General features: G+C 74.0%; 12 protein-coding genes and 1 pseudogene. 6 read left to right on the top strand and 7 right to left on the bottom strand.

Annotation, left to right across the window (positions count from 1 at the left end):
• Positions 1-294: 294 nt before the first annotated feature.
• Entirely contained in the window at positions 295-1437 is a 1143-nt protein-coding gene (locus tag ABD323_RS18235) for an alpha/beta hydrolase (protein ID WP_344442737.1), read from the top strand.
• A gap of 196 nt (positions 1438-1633) precedes the next feature.
• On the opposite strand, the gene ABD323_RS18240 is transcribed toward ABD323_RS18235, so the two are convergent.
• Complete coding sequence (locus tag ABD323_RS18240; protein ID WP_344442738.1) at positions 1634-2443, bottom strand: exodeoxyribonuclease III; 810 nt, start codon at positions 2441-2443, stop codon at positions 1634-1636.
• A 368-nt stretch (positions 2444-2811) separates the two neighbouring features.
• Between ABD323_RS18240 and ABD323_RS18245 the strand changes: the two genes are divergently transcribed.
• Positions 2812-3603, top strand: coding sequence for a GntR family transcriptional regulator (locus ABD323_RS18245; protein ID WP_344442740.1), 792 nt, complete (start codon positions 2812-2814; stop codon positions 3601-3603).
• Positions 3604-3745: 142 nt separating this feature from the next.
• Here the strand turns inward: ABD323_RS18245 and ABD323_RS18250 are convergent, their stop codons facing one another.
• Positions 3746-4903, bottom strand: coding sequence for an ROK family protein (locus ABD323_RS18250; protein WP_344442741.1), 1158 nt, complete (start codon positions 4901-4903; stop codon positions 3746-3748).
• A 377-nt stretch (positions 4904-5280) separates the two neighbouring features.
• On the opposite strand from ABD323_RS18250, the gene ABD323_RS18255 reads away from it, so the two are divergent.
• Both ABD323_RS18255 and ABD323_RS18260 read left to right on the top strand, forming a co-directional pair.
• Positions 5281-6015 carry a class I SAM-dependent methyltransferase gene (locus ABD323_RS18255; protein WP_344442742.1) on the top strand — a complete coding sequence of 245 codons (735 nt, stop codon included), beginning with the start codon at positions 5281-5283 and terminating at the stop codon, positions 6013-6015.
• Between the two features lie 73 nt (positions 6016-6088).
• On the top strand, positions 6089-6514 hold the full coding sequence (locus ABD323_RS18260; RefSeq protein WP_344442743.1) for a GNAT family N-acetyltransferase: 426 nt from the start codon (positions 6089-6091) through the stop codon (positions 6512-6514).
• Between the two features lie 85 nt (positions 6515-6599).
• Here the strand turns inward: ABD323_RS18260 and bioD are convergent, their stop codons facing one another.
• Genes bioD through bioB form a run of 3 tightly spaced genes read right to left on the bottom strand, consistent with a single transcriptional unit; the run spans position 6600 to position 10040 of the window.
• A complete protein-coding gene (gene bioD, locus ABD323_RS18265) occupies positions 6600-7403 on the bottom strand; it encodes an ATP-dependent dethiobiotin synthetase BioD (RefSeq protein WP_344442744.1) in 804 nt (267 codons plus the stop codon).
• Positions 7400-8719, bottom strand: coding sequence for an adenosylmethionine--8-amino-7-oxononanoate transaminase (locus ABD323_RS18270; protein ID WP_344442745.1), 1320 nt, complete (start codon positions 8717-8719; stop codon positions 7400-7402). Before ABD323_RS18270 ends, bioD begins: the two co-directional genes overlap by 4 nt.
• A 19-nt stretch (positions 8720-8738) precedes the next feature.
• Complete coding sequence (gene bioB / locus ABD323_RS18275) at positions 8739-10040, bottom strand: biotin synthase BioB (RefSeq protein WP_344442746.1); 1302 nt, start codon at positions 10038-10040, stop codon at positions 8739-8741.
• Positions 10041-10283: 243 nt separating this feature from the next.
• On the opposite strand from bioB, the gene ABD323_RS18280 reads away from it, so the two are divergent.
• On the top strand, positions 10284-11039 hold the full coding sequence (locus ABD323_RS18280; protein ID WP_344442747.1) for a hypothetical protein: 756 nt from the start codon (positions 10284-10286) through the stop codon (positions 11037-11039).
• Between the two features lie 58 nt (positions 11040-11097).
• Here ABD323_RS18280 and ABD323_RS18285 read toward each other — a convergent pair whose 3' ends face one another.
• Positions 11098-13593: a DEAD/DEAH box helicase gene (locus tag ABD323_RS18285; protein ID WP_425556053.1), complete on the bottom strand. Its 2496-nt coding sequence runs from the start codon at positions 13591-13593 to the stop codon at positions 11098-11100.
• A gap of 172 nt (positions 13594-13765) precedes the next feature.
• Between ABD323_RS18285 and ABD323_RS18290 the strand changes: the two genes are divergently transcribed.
• Positions 13766-14962 (top strand): 8-amino-7-oxononanoate synthase, encoded by a 1197-nt coding sequence (locus ABD323_RS18290; protein ID WP_344442749.1) that lies wholly within the window; start codon positions 13766-13768, stop codon positions 14960-14962.
• A gap of 9 nt (positions 14963-14971) precedes the next feature.
• On the opposite strand, the pseudogene ABD323_RS18295 reads toward ABD323_RS18290, so the two are convergent.
• Positions 14972-15321: pseudogene (locus ABD323_RS18295) on the bottom strand (MFS transporter); the annotation flags it as partial.

Genomic DNA, 15321 nt, shown 5'->3' on the forward strand with positions numbered 1-15321 from the left:
GGGCGGGCGCGGGACGTCACCCGGGACGCGGTGGTGATCGTGCCAGGGATCATGGGGAGCGAACTACGCGACGCCCGTACCGGTGATCTGCTCTGGGGCCTGAAACCGCGGATGATCGGCCGCGCCCTGGGCCGCGACGGCGGCCTGGCCGCACTCCATGTCACGGAGGCGGAGCTGGCAGCAGAACGGCCCGTGCGGGTGCGGGCGTCCGGGCTGCTGGCCTTCCCGGCCTGGCTCCCGGTCCTGCGAGGGGCAGAGCCGTACCACGACCTCTGCCGGACCGTACTCGGTGCGGTGGCCGATGAGCGGGCGATCCTGCGCTTCGCATACGACTGGCGGCTGTCGGTGGCGTACAACGGAGGACTCCTCGCGGAGGAGGCGCGTCGGCATCTGGACACCTGGACGGCCACCGTCACCCGTAGCCCTGAGCTGCGTGGCCTGTGTACGGACGGGATGCCGCGCCTGGTGTTCGTGGCCCACTCGATGGGCGGGCTGGTCACCCGGAGCGCGCTGGCCCGGCAGGGGGACCTGGCGTCCGACACGCGGACGGTGATCACCCTCGGCACGCCGTTCCTGGGCGCGGCCAAAGCCGCCCTGATGCTGAACGGCGGCCGCAATGCCTCGGGAGCCGAGGCCGCGGTCCGGGACCGGGCGCAGGCCATGGCTGCGACGATGCCCGGTGTATACGACCTCGTGCCGGACTACCGCTGTGTGGACGAGGGCAGGGACGTCATTCGTCTCACCCCGGCCATGATCGCCGGCATCGGCGGCGATCCGTATCTCGGCGCAACCGCCGCCGGCTTTCGGGAAGCGATGCGCTCCGAGCCACCGCCCCGTCTGCCCGACCACCGGGCCGTGTACGGCACCTCCCAGCCGACCGTGCAGAGCATCCGCATCGACAGCGGCGTTGTCCACCCGCAGCACCGGGCCTTCAGAGCTGACGCCCGAGGTCTCCTGGTCCGCGACGCGAACGGCATGCCAGTCTGGTCGGACCGCCAGGGCGACGGCACGGTCTACCGTGACGCCGCGAGCGGCGGCACCGGCAAACCGGTTCCCCTCCCCCTGCAGCACGGGGCTCTCGCCAAGGACCGCCACGCGCTGGCGTATGTTCACGGCGTACTCACCGAGCAGGAACCGCACACCGGCCCCCCGATGGCACCGGGCGAACTCGGACTCGACCTGCCGGATGCGGGCGTGATCGCCGGCCGGCCCTGGCGGCTGCGGCTCACCGGACGTACCCGCCCCACCGGAGTGACCTGCGAGATCGTCCAGGTCGAAACCGGTGCCACCATCTCCCGGCCACGCCCGTCCACCTCCGACGGCGGTCTTACGGCAACCGTCACCCTGCCCGTGCCGGGCCTCTACCGGGTCGGCGTCCACGGAAGCGACCGAAAGCGGGTCACTCAGTTCGTCATGGTCTTCGAACCAGAGCCGTAGGCGCCGCTGCTGCCGCCGCCGCCAGCGCCGGCGACGGTGGGCGACGGGGCCGGTGAGCATCGACGTGCGCCGGTCGCATCGCCGTCAACCGCGTAGTAGTGCAGTTGCCGTGCCGGAAACAGCCGCAGTCGTCGCTCCGGGAGGGCAGTGCGACGACCGCGTGAGCTGAAACCAGCTAGCCGAACTTCTCTCAGGGTTACCGGAGTTGGTCGAGGTCGAAGACGGCGGTGACCGGCGCGTGGTCGCTCCAGCGCTCCGCGTGGGTGGCGGCCCGCTCGACGTGGGCCTTGCTGCAGGAGTCCGCCAACTTCTGACTGGCCATCAGGTAGTCGATCCGCCAGCCGGTGTCGTTGTCGAAGGCGCGGCCGCGGTAGGACCACCAGGAGTAGGGGCCCTCCTGGCCGGGGTGCAGGCGGCGGACCACGTCGACGTAGCCGGCCTCGTCGAGGACGCGGGTGAGCCAGGCGCGCTCCTCGGGGAGGAAGCCGGCGGACTTCTGGTTGGCCTTCCAGTTCTTGAGGTCGACCTCGTGGTGGGCGATGTTCCAGTCGCCGCAGATCACGACCTCGCGGCCGTCGGCGGCGGCGCGGGCGCGCAGGTCGGTGAGGTGGACCAGGAACTCGGCCATGAAGCGTTCCTTCTCCTCCTGGCGTTCCGTGCCGACCTCGCCGGAGGGGAGATAGAGGCTCGCCACGGTAAGGCCCGGAATGTCCATTTCGGCATATCTGCCCGAATTGTCGAATTCCGCCGAACCGAATCCGATCTGCGTGCGCTGCGGTTCGGTCCGCGACAGGACCGCCACACCCGCCCGGCCCTTCGCGGCGGCCGGCGCCCACAGGGCGTGCCAGCCGGGCAGCTCGCGCAGCTCGGCCGGGAACTGCCCGGCCTCGGCGCGGACCTCCTGCAGGCAGAGGACGTCGGCGTCGGTGCCGGCCAGCCACTCCAGGAAGCCCTTCTTCGCGGCGGCCCGAATCCCGTTCACATTCACAGTCGTTACCACGGTCACCCCGGCAGCCTACCCGCCCGCCCGGACAGCGCCGCCCCGCCGCGCGCCGGTCGCCGCGACGGCCGGTGGGCGGCGGGGCGGATGGCCTGCGGGTGCCCCCGCGGTGGGCAGGTGTGCGGGCGGCGACGGCGAATCGTGAACACGGCATGAATGTCCCCGCGGGCCCCGCCGACCGCTGCCATTGGTCTTGACCATCTCCGGCCGGACGGCCTAGGGTCACTTACTGCAAAGACCTTTAATAAAGAAGGACGGATAAAGCCCGAGCCCTCACCTGGCAGAACCTGCCGGTGCGGCCGGAGCGCACACGGTCCTTCAGGATGCCGGCGGTCGCCCCGCACGACCGGAGGCCGGCCAGGGTGGAGGACACGGTGGGGACAGCTCAGCTGACGGCGGTACCGGAGCCGAAGTACTGGCACCTGCGCTCGGTGCTGTTGCGCGCCATCGACTCGGAGTTCTCCACCGGGCAGGTGATCCCGAACGAGCGCGATCTCGCCGCCCGCTTCGGGGTGGCCCGGGCGACCCTGCGCCAGGCGCTCGACCAGCTGGAGCTGGAGGGCCGGCTGGTCCGCCGCCGCGGCATCGGCACGCTGGTGGCCGCTCCGCGGGTCGGCGTCCCGGTCAGCCGGCGCGAGGAGGGCTGGCCCGGCGGTACCCGCGAGCAGGTCTGGCAGAACATCGACTGCACCAGCGCACCGGCGTCCGAGCAGCTCGCCAAGGCGCTCGGCATCCAGGCCGGCGAGACGGTGCACACCGTGCGCCGGGTGCGGGTGACCCAGGGGCAGACGGTGGCCACCGAGTCCCTGCACGTGCCGGACGCGACGGTGGCCCAGGTGCCGGCGATCCGCCTGTCGGGCGCGGCGGCCGAGGGCGACGACCAGGCCCGCTCGCTCATGCGCCGCCTGGAGCGGCTCACCGTGGACGGCGAGTCGCGCGCGGTGGAGCTGGGAGTGGCCGAGGCCGAGGAGGCCGCGCTGCTGCAGCGTCCGCCGGGTACCCCGGTGCTGGTGGTGACCACCCAGTACGCGTCGGCCGGCCGGCTGGCGGCGCTGGGCGTCTCCACCTACCGTGCCGACACCTGCCGGCTGACCTTCGGCGAGACCGGACTGGTCGAGGTCACCCCGGTCGCGGCCGCGACGCCGACCGCCACCAGGACTGCCTGAGGTCGTCACCACGACCCGCTGAGACGTGAGCGTGCCCCCGGTCCCTGAAGTTCCAGGGCCCGGGGGCGCGTCGTGTTCACGCCCCGTGCCGTCCTGCCCCGTTCCGTCTCGGACGGTGTCCCTGCCCGGTGGTGGGCCCGGGTCAGCTCCGGGAGACCGGCTGGTCGACGGCGAAGAGCTGCTCCTCCACCTGGTCCAGCGCGAGGCGCAGCGCGCCGAGCGCCACCACGTCCTCGCCCAGGACGGAGAGCGCCACCTCCGGTGCCCGCAGGGTGTAGAGCGCCAGCTGTTCGCGCAGCGGCTCCAGCACGTCGTCCAGTCCGGCCGCCCAGCCGCCGACCACCACCAGCTGCGGGTCGATCGCCAGCACCAGTGCCGTGACGTCGTGCACCAGCCGGCGCAGGAAGCGGTCCATCGCGACCATCGCCACCTGGTCGCCCTCGCGGGCCAGGGTCAGCACCCGGGCGACCGCGGCCTCGTCCAGCGGGTCGAGCGGCTTGCCGGTGGTGGAGAGCAGCCGCTCGGGGGTCGCCTCGCGGCCCAGCAGGTGCAGCGCGCCGATCTCGCCGGCCGCGCCGCCGAAGCCGCGGTGCAGCCGCCCGTTGATCAGCGAGCCGGCGCCCGGACTGAGGCCGGCCAGGACGAAGACGACGTCGCCCATGCCGACCGCAACCCCCTGCCAGTGCTCGGCGATGGCCGCGAGGTTGGCGTCGTTCTCGATCAGCACCGGGCAGCGGAACGAGCGGCGCAGCCGCGCCCCGAGGTCGAGCCCGGTCCAGCCGGGCATCGCGGTGCCCAACTGGACGTTGCCGTCCTTGTCCACGATGCCCGGGGTGCCGACGCCGACCGCCCAGAGGCTGTCGCGCGAGACCCCGGCCCGGCGCAGCACCTCGGCGACGGCGGTGCGCACCGCACCCAGCCGCTCCTCGGCGTCCAGCGCCTCGTCGACCGCGCGGGCGTGGCTGCCGATCTGCCGGCCGGTCAGGTCGGCCAGCACCACGCGGATCCCGTGCACGCCGATCTCCACGCCCAGCGTGTGCCCGGCCTCGGCGCGGAACCGGAACCAGCGGGCCGGGCGGCCGCGCTGGCGTCCGCTGTCCTGGGTCTGCTCCACCTCGGCGACCAGGCCCGACTCCACCAGGCCCTCGATCACGCCCTCGACGGTCGGCCGGGACAGCCCGGTGTCGCCGACCAGCTGCGTCAGGGTGACGGACTGCCCGTCGCGCAGCGCGCGCAGGGTGACCGCGGCGTTGATCCGACGCAGCAGCGAGGAGTCTCCTCCGGTGAGCCGATCCGCCAAGACGCTGCCTTTCCGCGTTCGCGCGACAGCCCTGGCGCGCGGTGACGAGTGCGCGGTGACGTCCGGTGCCCCGCGAGGATTGGCCGTCCGGCGGTGCGGCACCAGGTGCCGCGTACCGGAGGGCGTCAGCCGGATCGTACCCGCGAGCCCCGGCCGCCGCGAGCATCTGTGCAGCTCATGACCGGTTCGGTATCGAAAGTTGACCTACCGGCCACCGTGGGTGTGCCGGGCCCGCGCGGGCCCGGCTGACCGGACGTCAGCGGGGCCGGGCCCCGATCACCCGCCGGTGGGCGCCGAGCGTGCGCGAGCGGGGGCGCCGGGTGGACTAGGGTCGGCTCACCGCCCCCACGCGCCACCCCTGACCAGAGGAGAGCGCCATGTCCGGCCTCGTCACGACGCCCGCCCCGACCGGCACCGATACCGCTGCCGATACCGACACCGATGCCGCTGCCGCGCGGGACGGCGCCGCCACCGCGGGTGCCGACTTCGTGCGGGCGCAGACCCGGCTCGCCGCGGTGCCGTTCGTGCCGGAGATCAGCCTGCACCTGGCCGAGGAGGCCATCGAGCTGTGGGAGCGGACCGAGTCGGAGCGTGGTGAGATCGGGCTGCCGCCGCCGTTCTGGGCCTTCGCCTGGGCGGGCGGCCTGGGCGTGGCCCGCTACGTCCTGGACCACCCCGAGCTGGTCGCCGGCCGTCAGGTGCTGGACCTGGCCGCCGGGTCGGGGCTGGTCGGGGTGGCGGCGGCGCTGCGTGGGGCGGCGGTGGTGCGGGCGGCCGAGATCGACGCCTACGCGGTGGCCGCCATCGCTCTCAACGCCGAGGCCAACGGGGTGCGGATCGAGGCGCGCTGCGCCGACCTGCTGGACGGGGACGGCGCCCCCGCCGAGGTGGTGCTGGCGGGGGACGTGTTCTACGAGCGCGCGATGGCGGCCCGGTTCCTGCCGTTCCTGGAACGGGCGGTCGCCCGCGGCGCGGTGGTGCTGGTCGGCGACCCGGGCCGGGCGTACCTGCCGCGCGAGCGCTTCACCGCGCTCGCGGAGTACGACGTGCCGGTGCTGGCCGACCTGGAGGACCGGGCGGTGAAGCGGACCACCGTGTGGCAGTTGGGGTGAACCGCCCGCACCGGCCGTCCCACGACGTGGAATCCGGGTGCGCCCGGCCGCGCGGGGCTGTGAGGATCGGGTGATGGACGAGATCACCATCCGCCGGGCGACCGAGCACGAGATCCCCGCACTGCTGGCCTTCTGGGCCCGCGCGGCCGAGGGCACCAGCATCTCCGACGATCCGGCGGGGGTGGCCCGGCTGATCGCCCGTGACCCGCAGGCGCTGATCGTCGCCGAGCGGGCCGGCGCGGTGGTCGGCACCGTGATCGCCGGGTGGGACGGCTGGCGCGCCTCGCTCTACCGGCTCGCGGTCGACCCGGCGCAGCGCCGCCAGGGCATCGGCGCGGCGCTGCTGGCGGCGGCGGAGGAGCGCTTCCTGGCGGTCGGCGGGCGCCGGGCGGACGCCATGGTGCTGGAGGCGAACGCGCCGGGCCGGCGCACCTGGCAGGCGGCCGGTTACCAGCGCGAGGAACGCTGGCGCCGCTGGGTCAAGCCGCTCACGGGCTGAGCCGCCACACCAGCCGCGCCGCCCATCAGCCGTGCCGCCCACCTGCTGAGCCACCCGGCCTCCGCGCCCGACCCGGCTACCGTGCCTACCGCGCCCGGTGCGTGGCGCTGAACGCCGCCGCGTCCCAGACCCCGCCCAGTGCCGTGGCCAGCGCGGCGGCGGCGAGTTCGGCGAAGGCCGCCCCGCCGGTGCCGGTGGCGTCGGCGGGCAGCGCGCCGAGCAGCGGTGCGCCGGCCGCCCGGGGCAGGTCGGCCAGGTTGCAGCGGGTGGCGAGGTCCGGGGCGATCGGCCAACTGCCGATCACCACACCGGCGTTGCGCAGCCCGCGAGCGCGCAGCGCCTCGGCGGTGAGGGTGGTCGTGTTGAGAGTGCCGAGCCCGGCGCTGGCCACCACCAGCACCTCCGCCGCCGCTCCGGCGGCCCCGGCCATGTCGGCCAGGGTCAGCCCGTCCGCGTCGTAGCGGACCAGGAGGCCGCCCGCGCCCTCGACCAGGACCAGGTCATGCGCGGCGGTCAACTCGTCGATCGTGGAGCTGACCTGACGCAAGGTCAGATACGGCAGCCCGGCCCGTTGGGCGGCCCGCTCGGGCGCCAGCGGTTCGGGGTAGCGGCACAGTTCGCGCGTTGTCAGCGAGCCGCCGCCCGACGGTGCCCCGACCGACGCCGCCCCGCCGGCTGCCCCGCCCGACGACGCGCCGGCCACCGGGGCGTCCACCAGCCGCACGACCTCCTCGGCGTCCCCCGCCTCGCCCGGGGCCACCCCGGTCTGGCCCGGCTTGAGCACCGCGGTGCGCAGGCCGGCCCGGACCGCGAGCGCGGACACCGCGGCCGTCACCGCGGTCTTGCCGACCTCGGTGCCGGTGCCGGTGACGAAGAGCAGGCGGGTCATCCGGCCACCGCCGCCGCCGTGACGGCCGCGCAGATCCGCGCCAGGTCGTCGTCGCCGGTGACGTACGGCGGCATGGTGTAGACGAGGTCGCGGAACGGCCGCAGCCAGACCCCGGCCCGGGCCGCCGCCTCGGTGGCGGCCGCCATGTCCACCTGGTGGTCGAGCTGCACCACGCCGATGGCACCCAGCACCCGGACGTCCTTGACGCCGGGGGCGTCGGCGGCGCCGGCCAGTCCGGCCAGCAGTCCGCTCTCCAGTCGCTTGACCTCGCCCTGCCAGTCCTGGCCGAGCAGCAGGTCGATCGAGGCGTTGGCGACCGCGGCCGCCAGCGGGTTGCCCATGAACGTCGGTCCGTGCGCGAGGATCGGCACCTCGCCCTGGCTGATGCCGTCCGCGACCCGGCCGGTGCACAGGGTGGCGGCCATCGTCAGGTAGCCGCCGGTGAGCGCCTTGCCCAGGCAGAGCACGTCGGGGGAGAGGTTGGCGTGCTCGGCGGCGAAGAGCCGGCCGGTCCGGCCGAAGCCGGTGGCGATCTCGTCGAAGACGAGCAACACCCCGTGCTGGTCGCAGAGTTCGCGCAGCAGGCGGAGGTAGCCGGGGGAGTGGAAGCGCATCCCGCCGGCGCCCTGCACGATCGGCTCCACGATCAGCGCGGCCAGCTCCCCCGCGTGCCGCTCGACCAGGTCGGCCAGCTCGGCGGCGTACTGCGGGTCGACTTCGGCGTCGAAGCCGGTCGGCGGCTCACCCGCGAAGAGCTGCCGCGGCAGCACCCCTTCCCAGAGCTGGTGCATACCGCCCTCGGGATCGCAGACCGACATCGGGTGGAAGGTGTCGCCGTGGTAGCCGCCGCGCCAGGTGAGCACCCGCCGCTTCTCCGGACGCCCGAGCGAGCGCCAGTACTGCAGGCACATCTTCAGCGCGACCTCGACCGCGACCGACCCGGAGTCGGTCAGGAAGACGTGCTGCAGCGGCTCGGGGGTGATCTCCACCAGCTTGGCCGCCAGCCGCACGGCGGGCTCGTGGGTGAGCCCGCCGAACATGACGTGGCTCATCCGGCCGAGCTGCTCGCGGACCGCCTCGTTGAGCACCGGGTGGTTGTACCCGTGCAGGGCGGCCCACCAGGAGGACATGCCGTCGATCAACTCGTCGTGGCCGCCCACGGGTTCGGCCATCCGCAGCCGCACCCCGGCGGCCGACTCGACCACGTAGGGGGTCGCGGTGCCGGGCATCGGACCGTACGGGTGCCAGACGTGCGCCCGGTCCAGGGCGAGCAGGGACGGCACGGTGAGCGGGGAGTTCGCCTCGCGCGGGGACATGGCAGGGATCTCCTGGTCGTCAGGCGTTGGGGGCCAGTTCGGTGCCGGCGCCGCGGCGGCGCACCCGCACCAGGTCGGTGCGCGCCTCCTCGTCGCCGCCACCGGCAACTGCCCCGCCACCGGCCACCTCGCCACCGGTCGCCTCGTCGCCGGGCTCCCCGCACGGCCCGCAGCCGTCCGTGCCGTGTCCACCGCAACCGGCCTCGGCCGCCGGCGCCCGGCCACTGCCGCAGCCACCGCCGCCCGTCCCGCACCCGCCGCCGTTGCCGCCGTCGGCGCCCGCCGTGTCGTGGCCGCCGCAGGCCGAGCCGAGCTCGGCGCGGTGGCGCGGCAGGGTGGCCTCGCCCTGGCCCTCGACCTCGAAGCCGGCGTCCTTGATCATGTCGAGGTCGGCCTGTCCGGCCTGGCCCTCACTGGTCAGGTAGTCGCCCAGGAAGATGGAGTTGGCGATGTGCAGGCCCAGCGGCTGCATGCTGCGCAGGTGCACCTCGCGGCCGCCGGCGATCCGCACCTCGACGTCCGGGTTGACGAACCGGACCATCGCCAGGATGCGCAGGCAGCGCTGCGGGGTGAGGTTCCACTCCTTGGCCAGCGGGGTGCCCTCGAAGGGGATGAGGAAGTTCACCGGCACCGAGTCCGAGCCCAGCTCGCGCAGCGCGAAGACCACGTCCACCAGGTCCTCGTCGCTCTCGCCCATGCCGGCGATCAGGCCCGAGCAGGCCGACAGGCCCGCGCCGTGCGCCTTGGAGACGGTGTCCACCCGGTCCGCGTAGGTGTGGGTGGTGGTGATGTCCCCGTAGGTGCCCTCGGAGGTGTTCAGGTTGTGGTTGTAGGCGTCGGCGCCGGCCGCGCGCAGGCGCTCGGCCTGGTTGTCGGAGAGCAGGCCCAGGCAGGCGCAGATCTCCACCGCCGGCTCCTGCTCCTTGATGGCGGCGATGGTGCCGGCGACCCGGTCGATGTCACGGTCCGTCGGGCCGCGTCCGCTGGCCACCAGGCAGACCCGCTTGGCGCCGCCCTTGACCCCGGCGGTGGCCGCCTCGGCCGCCTCCCCGGGCTTCAGCCAGGTGTACTTGAGGATCTCGGCCTTCGAGCCCAGCCGCTGCGAGCAGTACGAGCAGTCCTCGGGGCAGAGCCCGCTCTTCAGGTTGACGAGGTAGTTGAGCTTGACCCGGCGGCCGAACCACTGCCGGCGCACCCGCCCGGCGGCCGCGACCACGTCCAGCAGCTCGTCGTCGGTGGTGGCGAGGACGGCCAGCGCTTCCTCCCTGGTGGGGAGCTCGCGGTTCAGGCCCTTGGCGGTGAGGGTGTCAAGCAGATCCATGGCACAGATCCTGCCCGGCCGACCTTCACCGGCGCCATAGCGAACCGGCCAGAAGATCTCTGCAAAGGTGTGCGAGTTGTCACAGTGCGCCCCCGGACCAGGTGGATCGTGCTCGTCCGGCCGGTCGGTCGTGGACGTCCCACCGCCGCGCCGCAAGCACCGTGGCCGGCCGCCCGGCCGGGTCCCGGCGTCAACGGATCCCCCCTGACCTGCGGTCGGCGATCCCCGCCTAGAATCTGCGCCATGACCACGCAGGGGGACTCCCGCCCGATATCCGCCGACTCCGACCGTACCCGGGAAGCCGTCAGAAGCAGTCCGCGCGGCGGTTCCAGGCGAGTGGTCACCTGGTGCGTCGTGGTCGCGGCCCTGGGTGCCGGCGGCTGGCTGGTGACCCGTCCCAACCCCGGCGACTGGCTGCCGGGCCTGGGCCCCTCCAGCAAGGACGACGGCAGGTCGCTGGTGATCGGCAGCCCGGCGCCGACCTCGGCCACCGACCCCAACCCGTTCTCGGTGGACCGCTACTTCCCGCCGACCCGGCAGATCGACCTCGGCGGTTTCCACGCCAAGCGCGCGCGGGCCCAGCAGGGCGGCGACTGCTCGGAGATCGTGCAGGACCCGGCGAAGAACCCGCTGCACGACATCGACTGCCAGGGCTACCTGACGGTCAGCTTCGTGCGGCAGGACACCAAGGTGATCACCAGCGTCACCGTGCTGCGGTTCGCCGACGACGCGGCCGCCGCGAAGGCGGTGGCGGCGCTGCAGGGCCAGGGCGGCGCCCTGCGCTTCATGACGCCGGACAGCGGCGTGGCGCAGACCCCGCCGGCGGCCGGCGCGAAGAACGACCAGGCGCCGCGGGCCGAGGCGGTCAACCGCTATGTGACGGTCACCGGTTCGCGCTTCGCGGACGGGCACGGTCCCGCGACCAGCCCCGACCCGGACCTCGCCGAGGCCACCCGGGACGCCTCCTACACGGCCGGCGCCGCCTTCATGTGGTCCTGAACCCAGCAGCGGGCGCCACTCCCTGACGATCCGTCAGGGCGCGGCGCCCGCCGTCCGGTCAGCCCAGCCGGTCGACCGCGGTGACCCGCAGCACGGCCCGGCCCTCCTCGTCGGAGCCGTGCAGGTCCACCTCGGCGCTGATGCCCCAGTCGTGGTCGCCCGCCGGGTCGTCGAAGATCTGCCGCACCCGCCAGGAGCCCTCGTCCTCGTTCTCCTCGATGAGCAGCATCTTGGGCCCGCGCGCGTTCGGGCCGGTGCCGAGGTCGTCGTGCTCCTCGTAGTAGGCGTCCATCGCGTCCGCCCAGCGGTCCGCGTCCCAGCCGTACTCGCTGTCCAGCTCGGCGAGCTGGCTGTAGCGCTCGAGCGCGCACAGCTCCACGCGGCGGAACATCTCGTTGCGCACCAGCACCCGGAAGGCCCGCGCGTTGGCCGTGACGGGCAGCGGCTTGGTGTCCAACTCCCGCTCCTTGTCGGCCTCGTCGGTGGGGTTGGCGAGCTGCTCCCACTCGTCGAGCAGGCTGGAGTCGACCTGCCGGACCAGTTCGCCCAGCCAGGCGATGACGTCCTTGAGGTCGTCGGTCTTCGCGTCCTCGCGCACGGTCTGCTCCAACGCCTTGTAGGCGCCGGCCAGGTAGCGCAGCACGATGCCCTCGGTGCGGGCCAGGTCGTAGTGGCCGACGTAGTCGGTGAAGGTCATCGCGCGCTCGTAGAGGTCACGGACCACCGACTTGGGCTGCAGCGGGTAGTCGCCGATCCACGGGTGCGCCCGCTGGTAGACCTCGTAGGCGTGGTTCAGCAGCTCCTCCAGCGGCTTGGGGTAGGTCACCTCCTGCAGCCGCTCCATCCGCTCCTCGTACTCGATGCCCTCGCGCTTCATCTCACCGATGGCCTCGCCGCGCGCCTTGTTCTGCTGCGCGGCCAGGATCTGGCGCGGGTCGTCCAGGGTCGCCTCGACCACCGAGACCACGTCCATCGCGTAGGTCGGCGACTCGGGGTCGAGCAGTTCGAAGGCGGCCAGCGCGAAGGTGGAGAGCGGCTGGTTGAGCGCGAAGTTCTCCTGGAGGTCGACGGTCAGCCGCACGATGCGGCCCTCGGCGTCCGGCTCCGGCAGCCGCTCCACCACGCCGCCGGCCAGCAGCGAGCGGTAGATGGCGATCGCCGAACGGATGTGCCGGCGCTGGGCGGAGCGCTCCTCGTGGTTGTCGGTGAGCAGCCCGCGCATCGCCTCGAAGGCGTTGCCCGGGCGGCCGATCACCGAGAGCAGCATCGCGTGGCTGACCCGGAAGCGCGAGACCAGCGGCTCGGGGTCGGCCGCGATCAGTCGCTCGAAGGTCTCCTCGCTCCAGCCCACGAAGCCCTCGGGGGCCTTCTTGCGGACCACCTTGCGCTTCTTCTTCGGGTCGTCGCCGGCCTTGGCCAGCGCCTTGTCGTTCTCCACCACGTGCTCGGGCGCCTGCGCCACCACCTGGCCGACGGTGTCGAAGCCGGCCCGGCCGGCCCGGCCGGCGATCTGGTGGAACTCCCGGGCGCGCAGCGTGCGGACCTTCACGCCGTCGTACTTGGAGAGCGCGGTGAAGAGCACCGTGCGGATCGGCACGTTGACCCCGACGCCGAGCGTGTCGGTGCCGCAGATCACCTTCAACAGCCCTGCCTGCGCCAGGCGTTCGACCAGCCGGCGGTACTTGGGCAGCATCCCCGCGTGGTGCACGCCGATGCCGTGCCGCACGAAGCGCGACAGGTTGCGGCCGAACTTGGTGGTGAAGCGGAAGTTGCCGATGAGTGCCGCGATGGCGTCCTTCTCCGCCTTCGTGCACATGTTGATGCTCATCAGCGACTGGGCCCGCTCGACGGCCTCCTTCTGGGTGAAGTGCACGACGTAGACCGGTGCCTGACCGGTCGTCAGCAACTCCTCCAGGGTGTCGTGCAGGGTGGTGCGCTTGTACTCGTAGAAGAGCGGCACCGGGCGGGTGACCGAGCGGACCACGGTGGTGGGCCGGCCGGTGCGCCGGGTGAGGTCCTCCTCGAAGCGGCGGACGTCGCCCAGGGTCGCCGACATCAGCAGGAACTGTACCTGCGGCAGCTCCAGGATCGGGATCTGCCAGGCCCAGCCGCGGTCCGGCTCGGCGTAGAAGTGGAACTCGTCCATCACCACCTGGCCGATGTCGGCCCGGCGGCCGTCGCGCAGCGCGATGTTGGCCAGCACCTCCGCGGTGCAGCAGATGATCGGCGCGGTCGGGTTCACGCTCGCGTCGCCGGTCATCATGCCGACCTGCTCGGTGCCGAAGATCTTGCACAGGTCGAAGAACTTCTCCGAGACCAGCGCCTTGATCGGGGCGGTGTAGAAGGTGCGCTTGCCCTCCGCCAGGGCGGCGAAGTGGGCGCCGGCCGCCACCAGGCTCTTGCCGGAGCCGGTGGGGGTCGCCAGGATCACGTTGGCGCCGGTGAAGAGCTCGATCAGCGCGTCCTCCTGAGCGGGGTACAGCGTGATGCCCCGCTCCTCCGCCCACGCGGCGAAGGTGGTGTACAGCGCGTCGGGGTCAGCGGGCTTGGGCATCAGGTCGAGGAGGGTCACCGGCCTATCTTGCCTGGTCCCGATCAACCTGGGCAAAGACCGGGTGCCCGGCCGGGCGCCCGGCACCCCCCCGATCCGGCCCCGTCGCGGGGCCGCCGCGCTGTGCCGCGGCGCACATTGCCCGGCCGGGGGCGGCCGTGCCAGGCTGCCGGGCATGATCCAGCACACCGACGCGACCGCCCGGCCGACCGCCCCCGCCGCCGTCTTCGACTGGCTCGACGAGGCGGCCGAGCTGCGGTCCCGGGCCGGTCTGACCCGGACCCTGCGCAGCCGCCCGGCCCAGGACCCGGTCCTCGACCTGGCCAGCAACGACTACCTGGGACTGGTCCACCACCCCGAGGTCACCCGGGCCGCCGCCGAGGCCGCGCTGCGCTGGGGTGGCGGCTCCACCGGCTCGCGCCTGGTCACCGGGACCACCGCGCTGCACACCGAGCTGGAAGTCGAGCTGGCCGACTTCTGCGGAGTCGAGGCGGCGCTGGTCTTCTCCAGCGGCTACACCGCCAACCTGGCGGCGCTGACCGCCCTGACCGACCCGGACACCCTGATCGTCTCCGACGCGAACAACCACGCCTCGCTGATCGACGGCTGCCGCCTCGCCCGTGCCCAGGTGTTCCGCGCCCCGCACGCCGACCCGGTCGCGGTCGGCGCGGCGCTCGCCGACCGCGCGCAGCCGCGCGCCGTGGTGGTCACCGACTCGGTCTTCTCGGTGGACGGCAACGCCGCCCGGCTGCCCGAGCTCTCCGCCGCCGCCCGCGCGCACCGCGCCGCGCTGCTGGTGGACGACGCCCACGGGCTCGGCGTGCTCGGCCCCGGCGGGCTCGGCCTGCTGGCCGCGGCCGGGGTGGCGGGGGGGAAGTCGGCCGTCGCCACCGCCACCCTGTCCAAGTCGCTCGGCTCCCAGGGCGGCGTGGTGCTCGGGCCGAGCCGGGTGGTGCGGCACCTGGTCGAGACGGCCCGCAGCTTCATCTTCGACACCGGTCTGGCCCCGGCCGCCGTCGGCGCCGCGCTCGGTGCGCTGCGCCTGCTGCGCGCCGAGCCCGAGCGGGCCGAGCGTGCCCGGGAGGTGGCCCGCACCCTGGCCGACCGGCTCACCGCCGCCGGCCTGCTGGCCAGCGTTCCCGACGCGGCCGTGGTCTCGGTGCGCGCCCCCGGGCCGCAGGAGGCGCTCGGCTGGGCCGCCGACTGCCGACGGGCCGGCCTCGCGGTGGGCTGCTTCCGCCCCCCGTCCGTCCCCGACGGCCTCTCCCGGCTGCGGCTGACGGCGCGCGCCGACCTGACCGACGCCCAGATCGAGCTCGCCGTCGCCACGCTGGTGCGCACCGCCCCGCTGCTCGCGACCACCGCCCGCTGAGGGCGCGGCTCAGCGGGCGGGTGCCGCCACAGCCCGAGCCACAGCCCGGGCCCGGGCCCGCGCGCGGGCCGGGGTCGGCGCGAGTGCGACCGCGAGCAGCACGGCGCCCGCCAGGGTGAAGCAGAGCGGCAGCGGCAGGGTGCCCGCGCCCAGGCCGGCCGCCGCGGTGCCGGCGGTGGAGCCGGCGTTGAAGGCGGTGTTCACCCAGGTGCCGGCCCGGGTGCGGGCGGCCGGCTCGGCGCGCTCGTCCGCGAGCAGGTACGCGCTGGTCAGCGCCGGTGCGACGAAGAGCCCCAGGGCCGCCACCAGCACCCCCAGCCCCACCGCGCCCGACCCGGCCGCGTGGGCCCAGCCCAGCG

Source organism: Kitasatospora nipponensis, assembly GCF_039528135.1.
Taxonomy (GTDB): domain Bacteria; phylum Actinomycetota; class Actinomycetes; order Streptomycetales; family Streptomycetaceae; genus Kitasatospora; species Kitasatospora nipponensis.

What these genes read in the sequence shown, in the direction of transcription:
- ABD323_RS18285 (WP_425556053.1), bottom strand. Translation starts at nt 13,593, where the DNA reads ATGCCCAAGCCCGCTGACCCCGACGCGCTGTACACCACCTTCGCCGCG.
- bioD (WP_344442744.1), bottom strand. Translation starts at nt 7,403, where the DNA reads ATGACCCGCCTGCTCTTCGTCACCGGCACCGGCACCGAGGTCGGCAAG.
- ABD323_RS18255 (WP_344442742.1), top strand. Translation starts at nt 5,281, where the DNA reads ATGTCCGGCCTCGTCACGACGCCCGCCCCGACCGGCACCGATACCGCT.
- ABD323_RS18270 (WP_344442745.1), bottom strand. Translation starts at nt 8,719, where the DNA reads ATGTCCCCGCGCGAGGCGAACTCCCCGCTCACCGTGCCGTCCCTGCTC.
- ABD323_RS18290 (WP_344442749.1), top strand. Translation starts at nt 13,766, where the DNA reads ATGATCCAGCACACCGACGCGACCGCCCGGCCGACCGCCCCCGCCGCC.
- ABD323_RS18260 (WP_344442743.1), top strand. Translation starts at nt 6,089, where the DNA reads ATGGACGAGATCACCATCCGCCGGGCGACCGAGCACGAGATCCCCGCA.
- bioB (WP_344442746.1), bottom strand. Translation starts at nt 10,040, where the DNA reads ATGGATCTGCTTGACACCCTCACCGCCAAGGGCCTGAACCGCGAGCTC.
- ABD323_RS18280 (WP_344442747.1), top strand. Translation starts at nt 10,284, where the DNA reads ATGACCACGCAGGGGGACTCCCGCCCGATATCCGCCGACTCCGACCGT.